13 protein-coding genes are annotated in these 16,131 nt (G+C 56.1%); 7 read left to right on the top strand and 6 right to left on the bottom strand.

Annotated elements, in window-relative coordinates; translation table 11 throughout:
- Window positions 1-138: 138 nt before the first annotated feature.
- Complete coding sequence (locus NH344_RS13325) at window positions 139-1,791, top strand: sulfatase-like hydrolase/transferase (protein WP_213262491.1); 1,653 nt, start codon at window positions 139-141, stop codon at window positions 1,789-1,791.
- Here the strand turns inward: NH344_RS13325 and waaF are convergent.
- The gene (gene waaF, locus NH344_RS13320; protein WP_062361526.1) at window positions 1,781-2,827 is read right to left on the bottom strand and encodes a lipopolysaccharide heptosyltransferase II; all 1,047 of its coding nucleotides are present in this window, start codon (window positions 2,825-2,827) and stop codon (window positions 1,781-1,783) included. The genes NH344_RS13325 and waaF overlap by 11 nt on opposite strands.
- Entirely contained in the window at window positions 2,820-3,776 is a 957-nt protein-coding gene (gene rfaD, locus NH344_RS13315) for an ADP-glyceromanno-heptose 6-epimerase (protein WP_054641217.1), read from the bottom strand. The genes waaF and rfaD overlap by 8 nt, the downstream gene beginning before the upstream one ends.
- A gap of 109 nt (window positions 3,777-3,885) precedes the next feature.
- Between rfaD and glyQ the strand changes: the two genes are divergently transcribed.
- The 4 genes from glyQ to gmhB all read left to right on the top strand — a co-directional run bounded on the left by glyQ (window position 3,886) and on the right by gmhB (window position 8,497).
- On the top strand, window positions 3,886-4,857 hold the full coding sequence (gene glyQ, locus NH344_RS13310) for a glycine--tRNA ligase subunit alpha (RefSeq protein WP_054641216.1): 972 nt from the start codon (window positions 3,886-3,888) through the stop codon (window positions 4,855-4,857).
- Window positions 4,857-6,923, top strand: a complete 2,067-nt coding sequence (gene glyS, locus NH344_RS13305) for a glycine--tRNA ligase subunit beta (RefSeq protein WP_137094146.1) — start codon at window positions 4,857-4,859, stop codon at window positions 6,921-6,923. Before glyQ ends, glyS begins: the two co-directional genes overlap by 1 nt.
- Before the next feature lie 175 nt (window positions 6,924-7,098).
- Entirely contained in the window at window positions 7,099-7,896 is a 798-nt protein-coding gene (locus tag NH344_RS13300; protein WP_044628562.1) for a hypothetical protein, read from the top strand.
- Window positions 7,897-7,903: 7 nt separating this feature from the next.
- Complete coding sequence (gmhB, locus tag NH344_RS13295; protein ID WP_044628563.1) at window positions 7,904-8,497, top strand: D-glycero-beta-D-manno-heptose 1,7-bisphosphate 7-phosphatase; 594 nt, start codon at window positions 7,904-7,906, stop codon at window positions 8,495-8,497.
- 153 nt (window positions 8,498-8,650) lie between these two features.
- Here the strand turns inward: gmhB and gyrB are convergent, their stop codons facing one another.
- The 4 genes from gyrB to dnaA form a co-directional block, all read right to left on the bottom strand.
- Window positions 8,651-11,071, bottom strand: a complete 2,421-nt coding sequence (gyrB, locus tag NH344_RS13290) for a DNA topoisomerase (ATP-hydrolyzing) subunit B (protein ID WP_044628564.1) — start codon at window positions 11,069-11,071, stop codon at window positions 8,651-8,653.
- 39 nt (window positions 11,072-11,110) lie between these two features.
- On the bottom strand, window positions 11,111-12,214 hold the full coding sequence (gene recF, locus NH344_RS13285) for a DNA replication/repair protein RecF (RefSeq protein ID WP_044628565.1): 1,104 nt from the start codon (window positions 12,212-12,214) through the stop codon (window positions 11,111-11,113).
- Window positions 12,215-12,320: 106 nt separating this feature from the next.
- The gene (gene dnaN / locus NH344_RS13280; RefSeq protein ID WP_044628566.1) at window positions 12,321-13,424 is read right to left on the bottom strand and encodes a DNA polymerase III subunit beta; all 1,104 of its coding nucleotides are present in this window, start codon (window positions 13,422-13,424) and stop codon (window positions 12,321-12,323) included.
- 58 nt (window positions 13,425-13,482) lie between these two features.
- The gene (gene dnaA, locus NH344_RS13275; RefSeq protein ID WP_044628567.1) at window positions 13,483-14,952 is read right to left on the bottom strand and encodes a chromosomal replication initiator protein DnaA; all 1,470 of its coding nucleotides are present in this window, start codon (window positions 14,950-14,952) and stop codon (window positions 13,483-13,485) included.
- A gap of 534 nt (window positions 14,953-15,486) precedes the next feature.
- Between dnaA and rpmH the strand changes: the two genes are divergently transcribed.
- The gene (gene rpmH, locus NH344_RS13270; RefSeq protein WP_009723348.1) at window positions 15,487-15,621 is read left to right on the top strand and encodes a 50S ribosomal protein L34; all 135 of its coding nucleotides are present in this window, start codon (window positions 15,487-15,489) and stop codon (window positions 15,619-15,621) included.
- Window positions 15,622-15,634: 13 nt separating this feature from the next.
- A complete protein-coding gene (gene rnpA / locus NH344_RS13265; RefSeq protein WP_082051404.1) occupies window positions 15,635-16,036 on the top strand; it encodes a ribonuclease P protein component in 402 nt (133 codons plus the stop codon).
- Window positions 16,037-16,131 lie beyond the last annotated feature (95 nt).

Raw genomic sequence — 16,131 nt, 5'->3', positions numbered from 1 at the left:
CTTTGCCCACTTGGTTTAAGACCCATGGCCATGGTGCTCATTACCATGGCGCGTTTAGTTGCATGCTAACACGGCCACAGCGCGCGACTTTTGATAAGCTGAACCACTCATTTAGCACGTTCTGAAAAGGGATACAGAATGCCCGCCTTAAGGTCACTCAAACTTACCCCCTGGCTACCTCTGGTTGTGATTGGCCTCAGCCTCGGCTATGCCGCTACTGTGCTAACTCGCCTGCCCTGGTGGACACTCTTTTTGACCGCAGCCGTATGGATTGGGGTCGGCCTAAAACTGCGTTGGGGTGCACCGCTCAATGCTCGCTACCGGGCTATGTGGCCGTGGTCGCTTGCGCCACTTAGCCTATTTAGCATCTATGTTTATTTGGCCGACAGCTTCGGAAACGTCGACCTCGGGGCGGTGTTTTTTCATTTACAGGCGGGCATGGCGGAGCATGGCGGGGCAGGTAAAATGCTGCTGGCACTGTCCTACACGCTCACCGTACTGGCGGTGCTGGCATCCGTAACGTGGTTGTCGCGCCACGATCAGCGCTGGCGGTTAACCGAGCGCTTCTTTGCCATTGCGCTGCTGGCGGCTAACCCGCTGCTCTATGGCATTGGCCAGCGCAGTGCCGCCATTGTGACTGACGACGGCGCGTGGTTAGACCGCCGCTATGTGCCACCGCCTACCGGCGACCAGCCCGATGCCCCCAACCTACTGCTGATGTATTTAGAGAGCATAGAGCGCACCTACAGCAATGAGCTGTTTGGTGATGCGTATGCGGACTTAACCGCGCTGGGCGAACGCGGGCTGGTGTTTGAGGGCATTCACCAGATGGAGAATACCGGCTGGACAATGGCTGGGATGATCGCCAGCCAGTGCGGCGTGCCGCTTATGCCTGCGGGACTTCTACACGATAGCCAGTTTGAACCGCTTTCCAAGGTAGTACCTGGCGTTGACTGCTTGGGAGATGTGCTGGCTGAACAAGGCTATCGGCTTAGCTTTTTGGGCGGTGCCAGCACGCAGTTTGCCGGGAAGGGGCTTTTCTATCGCGGCCACCAGTTCAATACCGTGAAAGGCAAAGAGGAGCTGCTGCCTGAACTCGATGACCCAGAGTATGTGAATAGCTGGGGGCTGTATGACGATACGCTATACGACTTTACTGCTGACGAAATACGCCGCCTGAACGAAGAAGATAACGGCCCCTGGGCGGTGGTGAACTTGAGCATCGCGGGGCACGCGCCTAGTGGGTTCCCCTCACAGACCTGCCAGGACCGCCAGGGCGAATTCGATGGTCAGGATATTCTCTACTCGGTGGAGTGCTCTGCGCGCCAAGCGCGTGATTTTATCGAACAGTTAGAGCAAGAGGGGCTGCTGGAGAATACGCTGGTCGTAGTGTTAAGTGATCATCTCACCATGCGCGTATCGGTATGGGATCAACTCACCGCGCTGGATCGCGACAATACGCTCATCATGCTAGGTGATGGCATTAGGCCACAGCGGGTGCGTCGAAGCGCTACCATGCTGGATGTGTTTCCCACTATTTTGGATGCCATGGGCCTGCCGCTGAACGATAACCGTGCCGGGTTAGGTGCGTCACTGCTGAGCAGTCAGCCGACGCTGGTCGAAACCCATGGGCTTGAGACGCTGAATGAGCGGCTACGGGAGGAGACAGCCCTCCAGCATCGACTCTGGGAAGGGCTCGCCCCACAGCGGCGTGAAAGCGAAGAGAGCATCGCTGAACAGGTCACAGAGACACCCGCCGATCTCGCCGACGAAGTAGAGATTATGCACTAACGATCACCCCGTTAGCGTTCTGCCGGTCAGCACGCATGGCTTGGTAAACGCGCTCTACGTCTAGCTCATTTAAGCAGTTGGTGTGGCCCAGGGGGCAAGTTCGCTGAAAGCACGGAGAGCAGGAGAGCCCCAGGTAGTGAATTACCGCATTGTTCGTGAGCGGTGGCGTGTAGGCAGGTGAGGAGGAGCCATAAAGCGCATGGATTCTTACGCCCACGGCGGCTGCCACATGCATCAGGCCCGAATCGTTGGTCACAACCTGACGGCAGTCGGCCAGCAAATCCACCGCATCCGCTAGCTGCGTTTTTCCACATAGGTTATGCGCGTGAGGTAAGCCCTGCACAATGGCTTGCCCCGCCGCCTGATCTTTGGCCCCGCCCAGTACGCGCACCTCAAAGCCATCTTTGATCAGCCTTGCTGCCAGTTGGTGGAAGTACTCAAGCGGCCACTGTTTGGCCGGGCCATACTCTGCGCCCGGCATCATGCCTATGGCGGGGCGTGATGACAGTGCGTGGGTAAGACGCAGGTTCACCAAATTATCCCGATCAATGGTGAGCCGTGGTTTGGGGATCGCAAACTGACCGGTTTGCGCCTCCTCCAAAGGCAGCCCTAGTGACACAAAGCGTTTAACGGTTTGGTCCAGCACCTGCTTGTCTAGCTTGCGGCGCTCTTTTAACAGCCCGTAGCGGTGCTCACCTAAAAAACCCACCCGCTCGGGAATGCGCGCCATAAAGGGCACCAGCGCTGCTTTCCAGGAGCGCGGCAGCACGATGGCGCGGTCAAAGCGGCCGCGTAATCTGGCCGCCAGCTCGCGGCGGCTTGCCAGCCCAAACTCACCGTGGCCCACCGCCAATGGCAACACCTCATCTACTTCTGGCATACGCTCAAGAATCGGCTGAGACCAAGCGGGGGCGACCACCCCAAGGGTGGCACCCGGGTAGCGCGCTTTTAAGGTCATAAACAGGCTCTGTGCCATGACCATATCGCCTACCCAGGAGGGGCCTACTACCAGCAGTCGCTTGGCAGAGTTAGCCATTTAGCCACTCCAAGTACGCCTTAACGCCCTGGGCGACAGTTTTGAATTCCACGTCACAACCTGCCGCACGCAGTTGGCTAATATCGGCACGCGTGTAGCTTTGGTAGCGCCCTTTCAACTCTTGGGGGAAGGGAATGTAGTCGATTTCGCCCTGGCCATAGAAGTCGATGACCGCTTCGCCAATCGCCTTGAACGGCTCCGCACGGCCAGTGCCCAAATTGAAGATGCCCGAGGCGCTGGGGTTGTCCAGGAACCAGAGATTTACATCGACCACGTCACCCACATAGACAAAATCGCGGCTCTGCATACCGGCCTCATAGCCGCCGTAAGCACCGAACAGCTTCAGCGTTTCGCCGTTACGGATCTGCAGGTGGTTGTGGTACGCCACGCTGGCCATCTTGCCTTTATGCTGCTCTCGCGGCCCGTAAACGTTGAAGTAGCGGAAACCTACCACCTGCGTGGTCAGCTCGTTCCAGCGCGAGCGAACGTGCTGATCGAACAGCAGTTTGGAGTAGCCGTAGACGTTGAGCGGCTTTTCATACTCTGGCGCTTCCTTGAACACCTCGCTGCCGCCGTAGGTCGCCGCTGACGACGCGTACAGAAAAGGAATACCCAGTTTTTCACAGTAGTTGAGCAGCACTTTGGAGTACTCGAAGTTATTTTCCATCATGTAGTGCCCATCCCACTCGGTTGTATCCGAACAGGCCCCTTCATGGAAAATCGCATCGATGGTGGGCAAGTCCACCGTTTCACCACGTAGCGCGGCTTTCACGCGGGCGATGAAATCGTCTTTATCCAAGTAGTCAGCCAGCGTGCAGTCCGCCAAATTGACGAATTTGGTGCCATCGCGCAGGTCGTCGACCACCATCACATCGTCACGGCCGCGAGCATTTAGCGCTTTGACAATATTGGCGCCGATAAACCCGGCACCGCCTGTTACCACGATCATCTCGTTCTCCTTACCAAAAGCGGCTCTTTGGCTAACGTGCCTATAACCCATCTGCCTGTGATTGTATACTTGACGGCTTATGAATTCATGGCCAACGGTGCTTTCCGCGATGAGTGTTTCGACAAACCAATCGACACCCGATGTGTCGACCTTTCAAGGCTTGATCCTTGCTCTGCAACAGTACTGGGCAGAACAGGGCTGCGTCATCCTCCAGCCCCTCGATATGGAAGTCGGCGCGGGCACCTTCCACCCCGCCACCTTCCTGCGGGCGATTGGCCCAGAAACTTGGAACGCTGCCTACGTTCAGCCTTCCCGCCGTCCAACCGACGGCCGCTACGGCGAAAACCCCAACCGCCTGCAGCACTACTACCAGTTTCAGGTGGTGATGAAGCCCTCCCCCAGCAACCTACAGGATCTTTACCTAGGCTCGTTGAAGCGTTTGGGGCTCGACCCGCTGATCCACGACGTGCGCTTCGTGGAAGACAACTGGGAGTCCCCCACGTTAGGTGCCTGGGGCCTTGGTTGGGAAGTATGGCTCAACGGCATGGAAGTGACTCAGTTCACCTACTTCCAGCAGGCGGGCGGCATCGAGTGCTACCCCGTCACCGGCGAGCTGACCTATGGGCTTGAGCGTATCGCCATGTACCTGCAGAACGTCGATAGCGTTTACGACCTGGTATGGGCCATCGCGCCGGACGGCAGCAAAGTGAGTTATGGCGATGTCTACCTGCAAAACGAGCGCGAGCAGTCTGCGTATAACTTTGAGCACGCAGATGTGGATCAGCTCTTCGCGGCGTTTGATCACCAGGAAAAAGAGTGCAGCAAACTCTTGGCCGCAAGCCTGCCGCTGCCCGCTTACGAGCAGGTGCTGAAAGCGTCCCATACGTTTAACCTGCTGGACGCACGCCACGCGATCTCCGTCACGGAACGTCAGCGCTTCATCCTGCGCGTACGCACCATGGCGCGTGACGTCGCTACCGCCTACTTCGAGTCTCGTAAAGCAGCAGGCTTCCCCATGGCACCGGAAGCATTACGCCGTGAACTGTTACAAGAAGAGCTCGCCGAGCAGGGAGACGCATAATGGCCGTTGATACGCTTTTATTAGAACTGGGCGCAGAAGAACTTCCGCCAACCGCGCTGGACGCGCTCTCAGACGCGTTTGCTGCCGGCATTGAAAAAGGCCTACAGGAAGCCGAAATTCCCTTCCAAGCGGTGACCGCCTACGCCACGCCGCGCCGCTTAGCCGTACAAGTCACCGGGCTTGCCGACAAGCAGCCAGACCGTGAAGTAGAGCGCCGAGGCCCTGCCCTGGCCGCCGCGTTTAAAGACGGTGCCCCCACCAAAGCGGCAGAAGGTTTTGCCCGCTCCTGCGGTGTCAGCGTGGATGATCTGATCCACCTGGAAACCGATAAGGGCACCTGGCTTGGCTACCGCGAACAGCAGCAGGGCGACAGCGTTCAAGCGCTACTGCCTGAGATGGTGCGTAAAACACTACAGTCGCTGCCGGTGCCCAAGAACATGCGCTGGGGCGCATCGCGCGTTGAGTTCTCCCGCCCGGTTCACTGGCTGGTGGCGCTGTATGGCAACGAGGTGATTGCCGCCGAAGCCCTTGGCCTTCAAGCCAGCCGTACCACCTACGGCCATCGCTTCCACGCGCCGGATGCAATTCAACTTGAGCATGCCGACGACTACCTTGCGGCACTGGAAAATGCCTACGTATTGGCAGACCGCCAGCAGCGCCGCGAGCGTATTCGTGAGCAGGTGCTCGCCGAGGCCGAGGTTCAGGAAGCCAATGCGGTCATCGATGAAGACCTGCTGGTCGAGGTGAGCGGTTTGGTGGAGTGGCCCGTGGCGCTCACCGGCAGCTTCGACGAGCGCTTCCTGGAAGTACCTGCCGAGTGCCTGATTTCCTCCATGAAGGCCAACCAGAAGTACTTCCACCTGCTGGATGATCAGGGCAAGCTGAAGCCGTTGTTCATCACTATCTCGAACATCGAGAGCCAAGACCCTGATCAGGTGATCTCCGGCAATGAAAAGGTCATTCGTCCACGCTTGGCGGATGCGGCGTTCTTCTACGATACCGACCGCAAGCACACGCTGGCCTCGCGCATTCCGCAATTAGAAAGCGTGGTCTTCCAGCAGCAGCTGGGCACGCTGGCGGATAAAGCCCGCCGCAGCACGGCCATCGCCACTTTCATCGCTGAGCGCATCCAGGGTGACGTGGCTCATGCACAACGCGCCGTGGCCCTGGCCAAATGTGATCTCGTTACCGAAATGGTACTCGAATTCCCCGAGCTGCAGGGCATTATGGGCCGCTACTACGCCGAGCAGGATGGCGAACCGGCGGAAGTCGCCCAGGCGTTAGAAGAGCAATACCTGCCCCGCTTTGCCAGCGATGCGATTCCGCAAAGTTTGACCGGCCAAGCGCTGGCACTAGCTGATCGTTTAGATACCCTGGTGGGCATCTTCGGTATCGGCCAGCGCCCCACGGGCGCAAAAGACCCCTTCGCCCTGCGCCGCGCCTCCATTGGCGTGCTGAACATTCTGGTGAAAGGCGAGCTGAATCTCGACTTGCGTGAACTGCTGCAAGTGGCGGCTGATCAGCACCAGAATCTGCCAAAAGCCGACGGCCTAGTAGAAGACGTACTGACGTATATGCTCGACCGCTTCCGCGCCTGGGGGCAGGACGAAGGCATTACCGCCGAGATGTACCTGGCTGTGCGTGCTCGTCCCGTCAGCAAGCCGCTGGACTTTGCGCGTCGGTTACGTGCCGTCAAAGCCTTTGCTCAGCGTGAGGAAGCCACCGCTCTGGCGGCTGCCAACAAGCGTGTTTCCAATATCCTGAGCAAGCAGGCGCACGATGGCAGCACGCAAGTCGATACCACACTGCTTCAGGAGAGCCCCGAGCAGACACTGGCGGAGGCCGTCATCCACTGCCAGCAGCAGGTAGCGCCGTTATTTGCCGCCGGTGAGTACCAACAGGCCCTGGACACCCTGGCAACGCTGCGTGAGCCGGTCGATACATTCTTCGATCAGGTCATGGTCATGGCCGATGACGAGGCCGTGCGTCGCAACCGCCTTGCTCTGCTCGCCAGCCTGCAAGCGCTTTTCCTCGAAGTCGCGGATATTTCTCAGCTACCCCAGTAAGCCTCTCCTTGTAAACGCATGCAACCCGGCCCTGGTGGCCGGGTTTTTGCTGAATGTTTTCAATGAAGCTTTTGTTTCACGTGAAACATCAAGATAAAATTAATGAAACATTTCAATTGCCGCTGCGTCTGACATACCGGGCGGCCATGCACTTACGCTGTCAAGGGAGTTGGCCATGTACGATATGTTTCTTTTCGACACCTTGCCTCAGCAGCAGTCCAACATGGCATCCTATGAGCTGGCAGGGCGAAAGGTCTGGCTGAAAAAAGCCGCCAAACGTAACTCACGGCTGGCTTACCTGCCGCTGACCTTGATGGCGCGGTGGCTGAACATCGAAGCACTCAAGCCGGTGCCCAACCTGGGCGGCCAAGAGAGCGTGGCGCTGGAAGCCAGCCGTATTAAAGCGCTGTCTGCCGCAGGCATCGCCGTACCGACTATTCTGGCAGAAACCCCCGATGCCCTGTTGCTGGCCGATGCGGGCAGTGAGGATGAGCCCGCAGCCACGCTGCTGGAGAAATTGACCCAGGCGCAAACACCAGGCGATATCGACCAATTGTTAAACCTTGGTATTTCAGCGCTCAATGATGTGCATGAGCGCAGCTGCTATCTTAGCGAGGCCTTTGCACGCAACATACTGGTCAACAAGGATGGGGTCGTGTTCATCGATTTCGAAACGAACCCAGGCCAGGTACACGAACTCACCGACTGCATGGTGCGCGACTGGCACTGTTTCATATTTTCTCTCTATGGCAAGCTGAGCAAACGACCACTTCATCGTGAACGCCTGACCGCAGCCCTGATGGACGGCCTGCAGGCCACCCGCGACGATGTACGCGAACGCTTTCTGGCGACCTTGCCGCGCCTGCAGCGTCTCCAGAAAATTCCTTTCCAACGCTTTGGCAGCGATGGTAAGAAAATTGCCCATACCCTGCATGCCTTGGCGCTACTGAATCAGCACCTACGCAGTAAATAGGACTTTCATGCCTTCGATGACTTCTCTGATGCCAGAACGGCTCGTGATTCTTGACCGGGATGGCGTCATCAATCACGACTCGGATGACTACATCAAGTCCCTGGCGGAGTGGGTGCCCTACCCTGCTTCCATTACGGCCATCGCGCGGCTTTCACAGGCCGGCTTTACGGTAGCCGTGGCCACCAACCAATCAGGCATTGCACGGGGCTATTACGATGAAACCACCCTGGCCGCCATGCACCATCACATGAGCACCTTGGTAGAAGCCGAAGGTGGCCAGATTGCGCACATCGCATATTGCCCCCATGGCCCGCAAGATGCCTGCACCTGCCGAAAACCGTTGCCCGGCCTACTGACGCAAATACAGCAGGCACTTGACCTGGATCACCTGGGAGGTAGCTGGATGGTAGGTGACAGCCTGCGAGATCTGCAGGCCGGAGAGGCGGTAGGTTGCCAAAGTGTGCTGGTAAAGACAGGCAAAGGTGAGAGAACGCTAGCCAAAAGTGTGGGCCTGGAACACACGCTGGTCGTCAATGACCTTGCTGAATTCGTTGACCAGTTGTTAGCCGGTGCACTGGATACTCACCCACGGCGTGGCTGAAGGTGAGTTAAGCGCCAAACCTGCACACTCCAGGCTCTTACAGCAGTCTCATACAAAAAAGCCGCAGAGGGCGATGCCCACTGCGGCTTTTCTTATTCAATGTTTCACGTGAAACATCTTTCATTAACGACCGCTAGCTGATGGAGTACAGCGCTATACGTCAAGATTCGCCACCAGAGCGTTGGTTTCGATAAAGTCACGGCGTGGCTCTACTTCATCGCCCATCAAGGTGTTGAACATCATATCGGCGGCAACGGCGTCTTCAATGGTCACGCGCAGCATGCGGCGACTATCGGGGTCCATGGTGGTTTCCCAGAGCTGATCCGGGTTCATTTCCCCCAGCCCTTTATAGCGCTGCACTGACAGGCCACGCTGGCCTTCCTGCATCAACCAGGACAACACATCAGAGAAGTGGCTAACCGGCTTCTGACGCTCGCCACGGGCAATGTAGGCGCCCTCTTCCAACAGCCCGTTAAGCGTTTGCCCAAGCCCTGCAATCGCGCGATAGTCAGCACTCTCGAAGAAATCCAACCCCCACACATAATTAGTCGTCACGCCATGGGCAATCAGTGACACTGCGGGAAGGTGCAGACCACGCTCGGTGTCTTCCTGAAGATAGAACTGATAACGCGGGCCGCCCTCATAAGCCACTTTGTCATCCATGGCTTTCTGAAGCTCACCAATCCAGTTCTGCATGGTACCGCGATCTTTCAGGCTAGCTTCCCCTTGCAGTGCAGTGGCATGTACTACCTGCTTCAATACCTCTATGGGGTAAGCACGTGCCAGGCGATCAATCCGCTTCATGACATTGCGGTACTGATTCACCAGGGCCTCTAGCTGCGAGCCTGCGATACCCGGTGCATCAGCATTCACATGGAGCCCTGCGCCATCCAGTGCCGTCGTGGTCAGGTAGTCCACCATGGCCTGCTCGTCTTTCAGGTAGAGCTCCTGCTTGCCACGCTTGATCTTGTACAGCGGTGGCTGCGCAATGAAGATATGGCCCCGCTCGATCAGCTCGGGCATCTGGCGGAAGAAGAACGTCAGCAGCAGCGTACGAATATGCGAACCATCCACGTCGGCGTCCGTCATGATGATGACCGAATGGTAACGCAGCTTGTCAGGGCTGAACTCTTCGCGACCAATACCACACCCCAACGCCGTGATCAGCGTCCCTACCTCAGCGGAAGAGAGCATCTTGTCAAAACGCGCTTTTTCGACGTTAAGGATTTTACCCTTCAACGGCAGGATGGCCTGGGTACGACGGTCACGACCCTGCTTGGCACTGCCGCCGGCCGAGTCACCCTCCACCAGGTAAAGTTCTGACTGGCTGGGGTCTTTCTCCTGACAATCAGCCAGCTTGCCTGGCAAGCCAGCAATGTCCAGAGCCCCCTTACGACGCGTCATGTCACGTGCTTTACGGGCGGCTTCACGGGCGCGCGCCGCGTCGATCATCTTGTTGACGATCGACTTGGCTTCATTGGGCTTTTCGATCAGGTATTCTGCGAACAGACGCCCCATCTCCTGCTCTACCGCCGTTTTCACTTCGGAAGAAACCAGCTTGTCCTTGGTCTGCGAGGAGAATTTAGGGTCCGGTACCTTCACCGAAATGATGGCCGTCAAACCTTCACGAGCGTCATCACCGGAGGTATTGACCTTCGATTTCTTGAGCAGATTTTCGGCTTCGATGTAATGGTTCAATGTCCGCGTGAGCGCTGCCCGAAACCCTGCCAGGTGAGTACCACCATCCCGTTGGGGAATGTTGTTGGTGTAGCAGAAGATGTTTTCTGTAAACGCATCACTCCACTGCATGGCCACTTCGACTTCCACCCCATCTTCCCGCTCCGCATTGAAGTGGAAAACCGGGTTGAGAACGGTCTTGTTCTTGTTGAGGTGATCAACAAAGGCTTTCAAGCCGCCCTCGTAATGGAAAAGCTCCTCCTTGCCACTACGCTCATCCATCAGGCGAATTGCAACGCCGGAGTTGAGGAAGGAGAGCTCACGCAGGCGTTTCGCCAGAATATCGTAGTGGAATTCGATGTTGGCAAACGTCGCCGGAGACGGGCGAAAATGCACGCGGGTACCGCTTTTTTCCGTTTTTCCTACGACGCTTAGCGGCGCTTGCGGCACGCCGTGATGATAAATTTGCTCAAACACCTCCCCTTGGCGCCAAATCGTCAGGCGCAGCTCTTCTGAGAGCGCGTTCACCACCGACACACCCACGCCGTGCAAGCCGCCCGATACTTTATAAGAGTTATCGTCGAACTTACCGCCCGCGTGGAGCACCGTCATGATGACTTCCGCCGCAGAGACGCCCTCGCCCTCGTGTAGCTCGGTCGGAATACCCCGGCCATTATCGCTCACGGTTACCGATTCATCCGCGTGGATGACCACTCGAATTTCGCTACAGTGGCCTGCTAAGGCTTCATCGATGGAGTTATCCACCAACTCGAAAACCATGTGGTGCAGCCCGGTGCCGTCGTCGGTATCACCGATGTACATGCCTGGACGCTTACGTACTGCGTCTAGCCCTTTGAGCACCTTGATGCTTGATGAATCGTAAGCCTGCTCGCTCATTGACCACTCCGTCGTGAAGTCTGTCTCGTTCCGTGTCGTCTACCCATCTGGCTGGCACTGGCTAAACCCTTGCTCGGAGTGTTTCACGTGAAACATCTCAACGGCAGTAGTGGGCTGCCAGACATCGCTTAGCGCGGTGGGCTCGACGCTGGTAATAAATGCTTGGCACTGCATCTCTTCAAGCAAAGTGCAGAACTGGCGGCGGTGATGCTCGTCCAGCTCTGCCGGTAAATCATCTATCAAATAAATGCAGTGCCGCTGTGCGGTACTTTCCAGAAGCCTTCCTTGAGCGAGCTTTAATGCACTCACTACCAGCTTCTGCTGGCCTCTGGAAAGCACCTCAATTGCGGGCTGCTTGTTCAACCGAATACGCAAATCGGCGCGCTGTGGGCCCTGCTGCGTAAACCCCATCTGCTGGTCGGTTTCTCGGCTATCGTGCAGTACATCTGCCAGCGAGCGTTGTTTATCCCAGCCTCTGGCATAGCGGAGTGTTAACCCGGGCAGCGGCAGCAATTTTTTCAGTGTTTCATCAAATACGGGCAAGAACTCACTAAACCATGCTTGGCGTAGCCTATCCATCTGCTCTCCCCAATGGGCAAGCTCCTGCTCCCACACCGCTATTTCACTGGCCGCTATTCTACCACGCCTAAGGAGTGCATTCCGATGTTTCACCGCCCGGCGAGTCCGCTGCCACGCGTCTAGGAAGTGATGTTTCACGTGAAACACTCCCCAGTCTAAGAACTCACGGCGACCAGCGGGTGACCCTTCCAGCAAACGAAAAGCATCAGGATTAATAAGCTGGAGCGGCATAGCTTCTACCAGCTCAGCCAATCGGACACCCTTTTCGCCACGCAAACGCAGCTCCAGCTCACGCTGAGCCCGCATTCGCCTTACCCCCAGCGTCACCTCAGGATCTCCTGCCAAGCGGCCGTACAGCGTCATATACGGCGCCTCTGACTGAATGGCATTCTTCAGCTGACGAGTACGAAAAGAGCGTCCCATGCCCAGAATATGAATACCTTCCAGAAGACTGGTCTTACCGCTACCGTTCACGCCATAGATAACATTGATACGTGGTGACGGATGGATCGTAACCGGGGCCAAGTTACGCAGTCCGTGAAAAGTGAGTTGTGTCACGCTCATCCGCGAATGCTACCTAGTAAGACCATAAAACGCGCTATCCGTTGCCAAATGCGAAAACGGCGCTTCTGACAAGTAGAAGCGCCGTTTTCATTCAGTCCCAATGCGGTTATAAGCGCATCGGCATAACAACATACAGCGCATCACCACCGCCAGGCTCTTCCAGCAGGGCACTGCTGTTCGGGTCGGCTAGGGTAATTTGTACGCGCTCTTCATCAAGCACAGAGAGCACATCCACCAGATAGCCAACGTTAAAGCCCACTTCCATGGCGCTACCGCTGTACTCCACGGCAATGTTCTCTTCCGCTTCTTCCTGCTCAGGGTTGTTGGCCATTACTTTGAGGTTATTTTCCTCAAGATACAGCCGAACACCACGGTACTTTTCGTTGGAGAGAATGGCGGTACGTGACAGCACTTGACGAAGCTCGGCACGCTCGGCAATCAGCACCTTATCGCCATTGCGCGGCACTACGCGCTCATAATCGGGGAATTTGCCGTCAATAAGCTTAGAGGTAAACGTGAAGTCACCTGTATGCGCACGAACATGCGTTGATCCCAAGGTAAGGCTGACAGGTTCATCGCTGTCATCCAACAGGCGAGAGAGCTCTAGGATACCTTTACGGGGCACAATCAGCTTTTGAGACTGGCTTACTGCCACGTCAATGGGACGCGAGCACATCGCCAAACGGTGTCCATCGGTCGCGACCGTACGCAGCAAATTGCTCTGAATTTCCAGCAGCATACCGTTTAGGTAATAACGCACATCCTGCTGCGCCATGGCAAAGGAGGTGGACTCAATCAAATGCTTAAGCGTGCCACGCGGAACGCTGAGTTCCTGACTGCCATCGGCATCTTCAATATTAGGAAATTCTGCTACAGGAAGTGTAGAAAGTGTAAAGCGCGAACGACCACTACGTAATATCGCGCGCCCCTCTTCGACCGCTAACTGAATGTCGGACTGATCGGGCAGCGATTTACAAATATCCATCAGCTTTCTAGCCGGCACCGTAGCAGCGCCCGCTTGGTCAACTTGGCTGGCGACCGTGCGGCCTACTAGCTCAACTTCTAGATCCGTACCGGTCAGAGCGACCTGATCGCCTTCAACTTGAATCAGTACGTTAGAGAGCACAGGCAGCGTTTGGCGCCGTTCTACTACGCCCGCCACCAGAGTCAGCGGGCGAAGCAGCGCCTCTCGGGAAATGGTAAATTTCATCGAAACTCCGGTTTTCTATCCTGAAAGGCCTGCCCATGGCAGGCGTAAACAAAAAAGGTTAACTGGTTAGCAGACGAAGAAGGTTTTTGTAATCCTCACGGATATCCGCATTCTCTTCCTGCAGTGCTTTTACTTTTCGGCAGGCGTGCAGCACGGTGGTGTGGTCGCGGCCCCCAAATGCATCGCCAATCTCAGGCAGGCTATGGTTGGTTAGTTCTTTCGCCAGCGCCATAGCGACCTGTCGCGGGCGCGCTACCGAACGGGAGCGCCGCTTAGAGAGCAGATCCGCCACCTTGATTTTGTAATATTCAGCCACCGTGCGCTGAATATTATCCACTCCCACCTGCTTATCCTGCAGCGCCAGAAGGTCTTTGAGCGACTCGCGGATAAAGTCTTGAGTGATGGTTTTACCCATAAAGTGGGAGTCAGCAATCACCTTCTTCAGCGCGCCTTCAAGCTCACGCACGTTTGAGCGAATCTTTTGAGCAATAAAGAAAGCAGCATCGTGGGGTAGATCCACTTTGGCTTGATCGGCTTTCTTCATCAGAATTGCCACTCGGGTCTCAAGCTCCGGCGGCTCAATGGCGACGGTCAGCCCCCACCCAAAGCGCGACTTCAGCCGCTCTTCAACGCCACTGATCTCTTTGGGGTAGCGGTCAGAGGTCAAAATCATCTGCTGACCGCCTTCCAACAGCGCATTAAACGTATGAAAGAACTCTTCTTGAGAGCGCTCTTTACCGGCAAAAAACTGAATATCGTCAATCAGAAGCGCATCAACGCTGCGGTAGAAGCGCTTAAAGTCGTTAATCGCATTAAGCTGCAGCGCTTTTACCATGTCGGCCACAAAGCGTTCGGAATGCAGGTAGACCACGCGGGCATTTTCACGTCGGCCCGCCAGCGCATTACCCACCGCATGCATTAGGTGCGTTTTACCTAAGCCAACACCACCGTATAAAAACAGCGGGTTATAAGCGCCACCAGGATTTTCGGAGACCTGACGAGAAGCCGCACGCGCCAGCTGGTTAGACTTACCTTCCACAAAGGTGTCGAAGGTAAAATTAGGGTTTAGGCCACTGCTGTGCTTCAAGCTGCCTTCTACCTGCACCTGGCGCTCGTTACCACGACGGCTAGGGCTACTCTCTTCACGTAGCTGGTCGATTTCACGCTCATCGCCAATATCGCCCCGGGGGGGCGTATGGACAGCAGGTGAAGCCGGTTGAGCGGGAGCTGCCGAGACCGGATTGCCAAGCTCTCTAGGCTGTGGCGCAGGGGCTGCCGCTCGTCGGCTGCCCACGGTCAGGCTCACTTTGGGAGGCTTAGAAGGGGCAAGCTCGCGCATTAGCTCACTAATACGCTTGGCGTACTTATCACTCACCCAGTCGCGCACAAAACGATTCGGCGCCAACAAGCGTAGCTCATTGGACTCTCCTTCTTCTGCCTGCAGCGGACGTATCCAGGTATTGAACTGCTGTGAATTCAGTTCGTCCTGCAGGTAGTCCAGGCACTGTTGCCAAAGCGCGAGTGACACTCATCTCACCATCGGTTGAAAACGGCCGACCATTGTAGCGCCCAACGAAGTGGTTATCCACACGCACTAACGGCTCTTTTTCACCTGTGGACAACTTTAGGTAAGGGTTCAGGAAAACCCAGTGATGCCATGGGTACAACTCTATTTTGGGCTGTTTTGTCTTCGGTTGACCACATCAAACTCACAGTTTATTCGCTCGTTATTCGATGCTTATACACAGATTTTTTATTATTTTAAGCTGTTGATAAAATTGTGCTAAAACCACTTATCCACAAATAGTATCCCCACTATTAATAACAGTAGGTTTTAAATAACTTCATTAGTAATAGTAGTGTGCCCCAAGTTGAATCGACTCCACAGCGGAGACGCGCCGCCATTGCCTTTTTCGAGCTTTTTATGCAAGGAAAAATTGCACCCGGCGCGGGAAGTCTCTACAATTTCCGGTCTTGAATTGAAACTCCCCGGCTAGTTCCTCACTGGACCGGGTCTTTTGGAATTCACTTTCCGTCCTAAACCACGTGGGAATAACGAGTTATGAAACGCACTTTTCAACCTAGCGTTCTCAAGCGCAAGCGCGCGCATGGCTTCCGTGCTCGTATGGCAACCAAAAACGGCCGTGCCGTGATCGCACGCCGCCGCGCCAAAGGCCGCAAGCGTCTGAGCGCCTGATCTCGGATTGCGTGTGTCGCCTCAAGGCTTTCCCCGGTGCTTACGTTTGCTAAACGCTGGGGATTTTAGTCACGTGTTTGAACAGGCAGACCTGAAAGTTCATGGCAAAGGTATGATGGCGCTCGCGCGCATGAGTACCCGGGGACATCCCCGCATTGGACTGGTGGTCAGCAAAAAAAATGTGAAGCTCGCTGTTGATCGTAACCGCTTCAAGCGACTCGTTCGGGAATCTGTTCGTCTGCGTCAAGATCACTTACCCTCTGTGGATATTGTGATATTGGCAAAGCGCGGCGCTCAGGATATCGATAACGAAACGCTCACTCGCCAGCTACACGGCATGTGGAAACGGCTTCAGCGCGACGCACAGGCGGTGTCTGCACCTCCCCCGCCTAATGGCGTAACACGTGACGCTTGACGACGCACCTCGCCGCTCGACCTTGGCCTGCCGCTTGGCAGGCTTTCGTGTGTCATGGGTCGAGTAAATGACACTGCGCCATTAGCATGTTCACC

Origin of the sequence: Halomonas sp. Ps84H-12, from assembly GCF_024124725.1 — a bacterium.
In the GTDB taxonomy this organism is placed as follows: Bacteria; Pseudomonadota; Gammaproteobacteria; order Pseudomonadales; family Halomonadaceae; genus Vreelandella; species Vreelandella aquamarina.
Note: the sequence above shows the minus strand (reverse complement) of the source record. Positions and strands in the feature narration are given on the sequence as shown.

Excerpts from the sequence above, each read along its gene's own strand:
- NH344_RS13325 (WP_213262491.1), top strand. The coding sequence starts at position 139 with ATGCCCGCCTTAAGGTCACTCAAACTTACCCCCTGGCTACCTCTGGTT.
- waaF (WP_062361526.1), bottom strand. The coding sequence starts at position 2,827 with ATGGCTAACTCTGCCAAGCGACTGCTGGTAGTAGGCCCCTCCTGGGTA.
- rfaD (WP_054641217.1), bottom strand. The coding sequence starts at position 3,776 with ATGATCGTGGTAACAGGCGGTGCCGGGTTTATCGGCGCCAATATTGTC.
- glyQ (WP_054641216.1), top strand. The coding sequence starts at position 3,886 with ATGAGTGTTTCGACAAACCAATCGACACCCGATGTGTCGACCTTTCAA.
- glyS (WP_137094146.1), top strand. The coding sequence starts at position 4,857 with ATGGCCGTTGATACGCTTTTATTAGAACTGGGCGCAGAAGAACTTCCG.
- NH344_RS13300 (WP_044628562.1), top strand. The coding sequence starts at position 7,099 with ATGTACGATATGTTTCTTTTCGACACCTTGCCTCAGCAGCAGTCCAAC.
- gmhB (WP_044628563.1), top strand. The coding sequence starts at position 7,904 with ATGCCTTCGATGACTTCTCTGATGCCAGAACGGCTCGTGATTCTTGAC.
- gyrB (WP_044628564.1), bottom strand. The coding sequence starts at position 11,071 with ATGAGCGAGCAGGCTTACGATTCATCAAGCATCAAGGTGCTCAAAGGG.
- recF (WP_044628565.1), bottom strand. The coding sequence starts at position 12,214 with ATGAGCGTGACACAACTCACTTTTCACGGACTGCGTAACTTGGCCCCG.
- dnaN (WP_044628566.1), bottom strand. The coding sequence starts at position 13,424 with ATGAAATTTACCATTTCCCGAGAGGCGCTGCTTCGCCCGCTGACTCTG.
- rpmH (WP_009723348.1), top strand. The coding sequence starts at position 15,487 with ATGAAACGCACTTTTCAACCTAGCGTTCTCAAGCGCAAGCGCGCGCAT.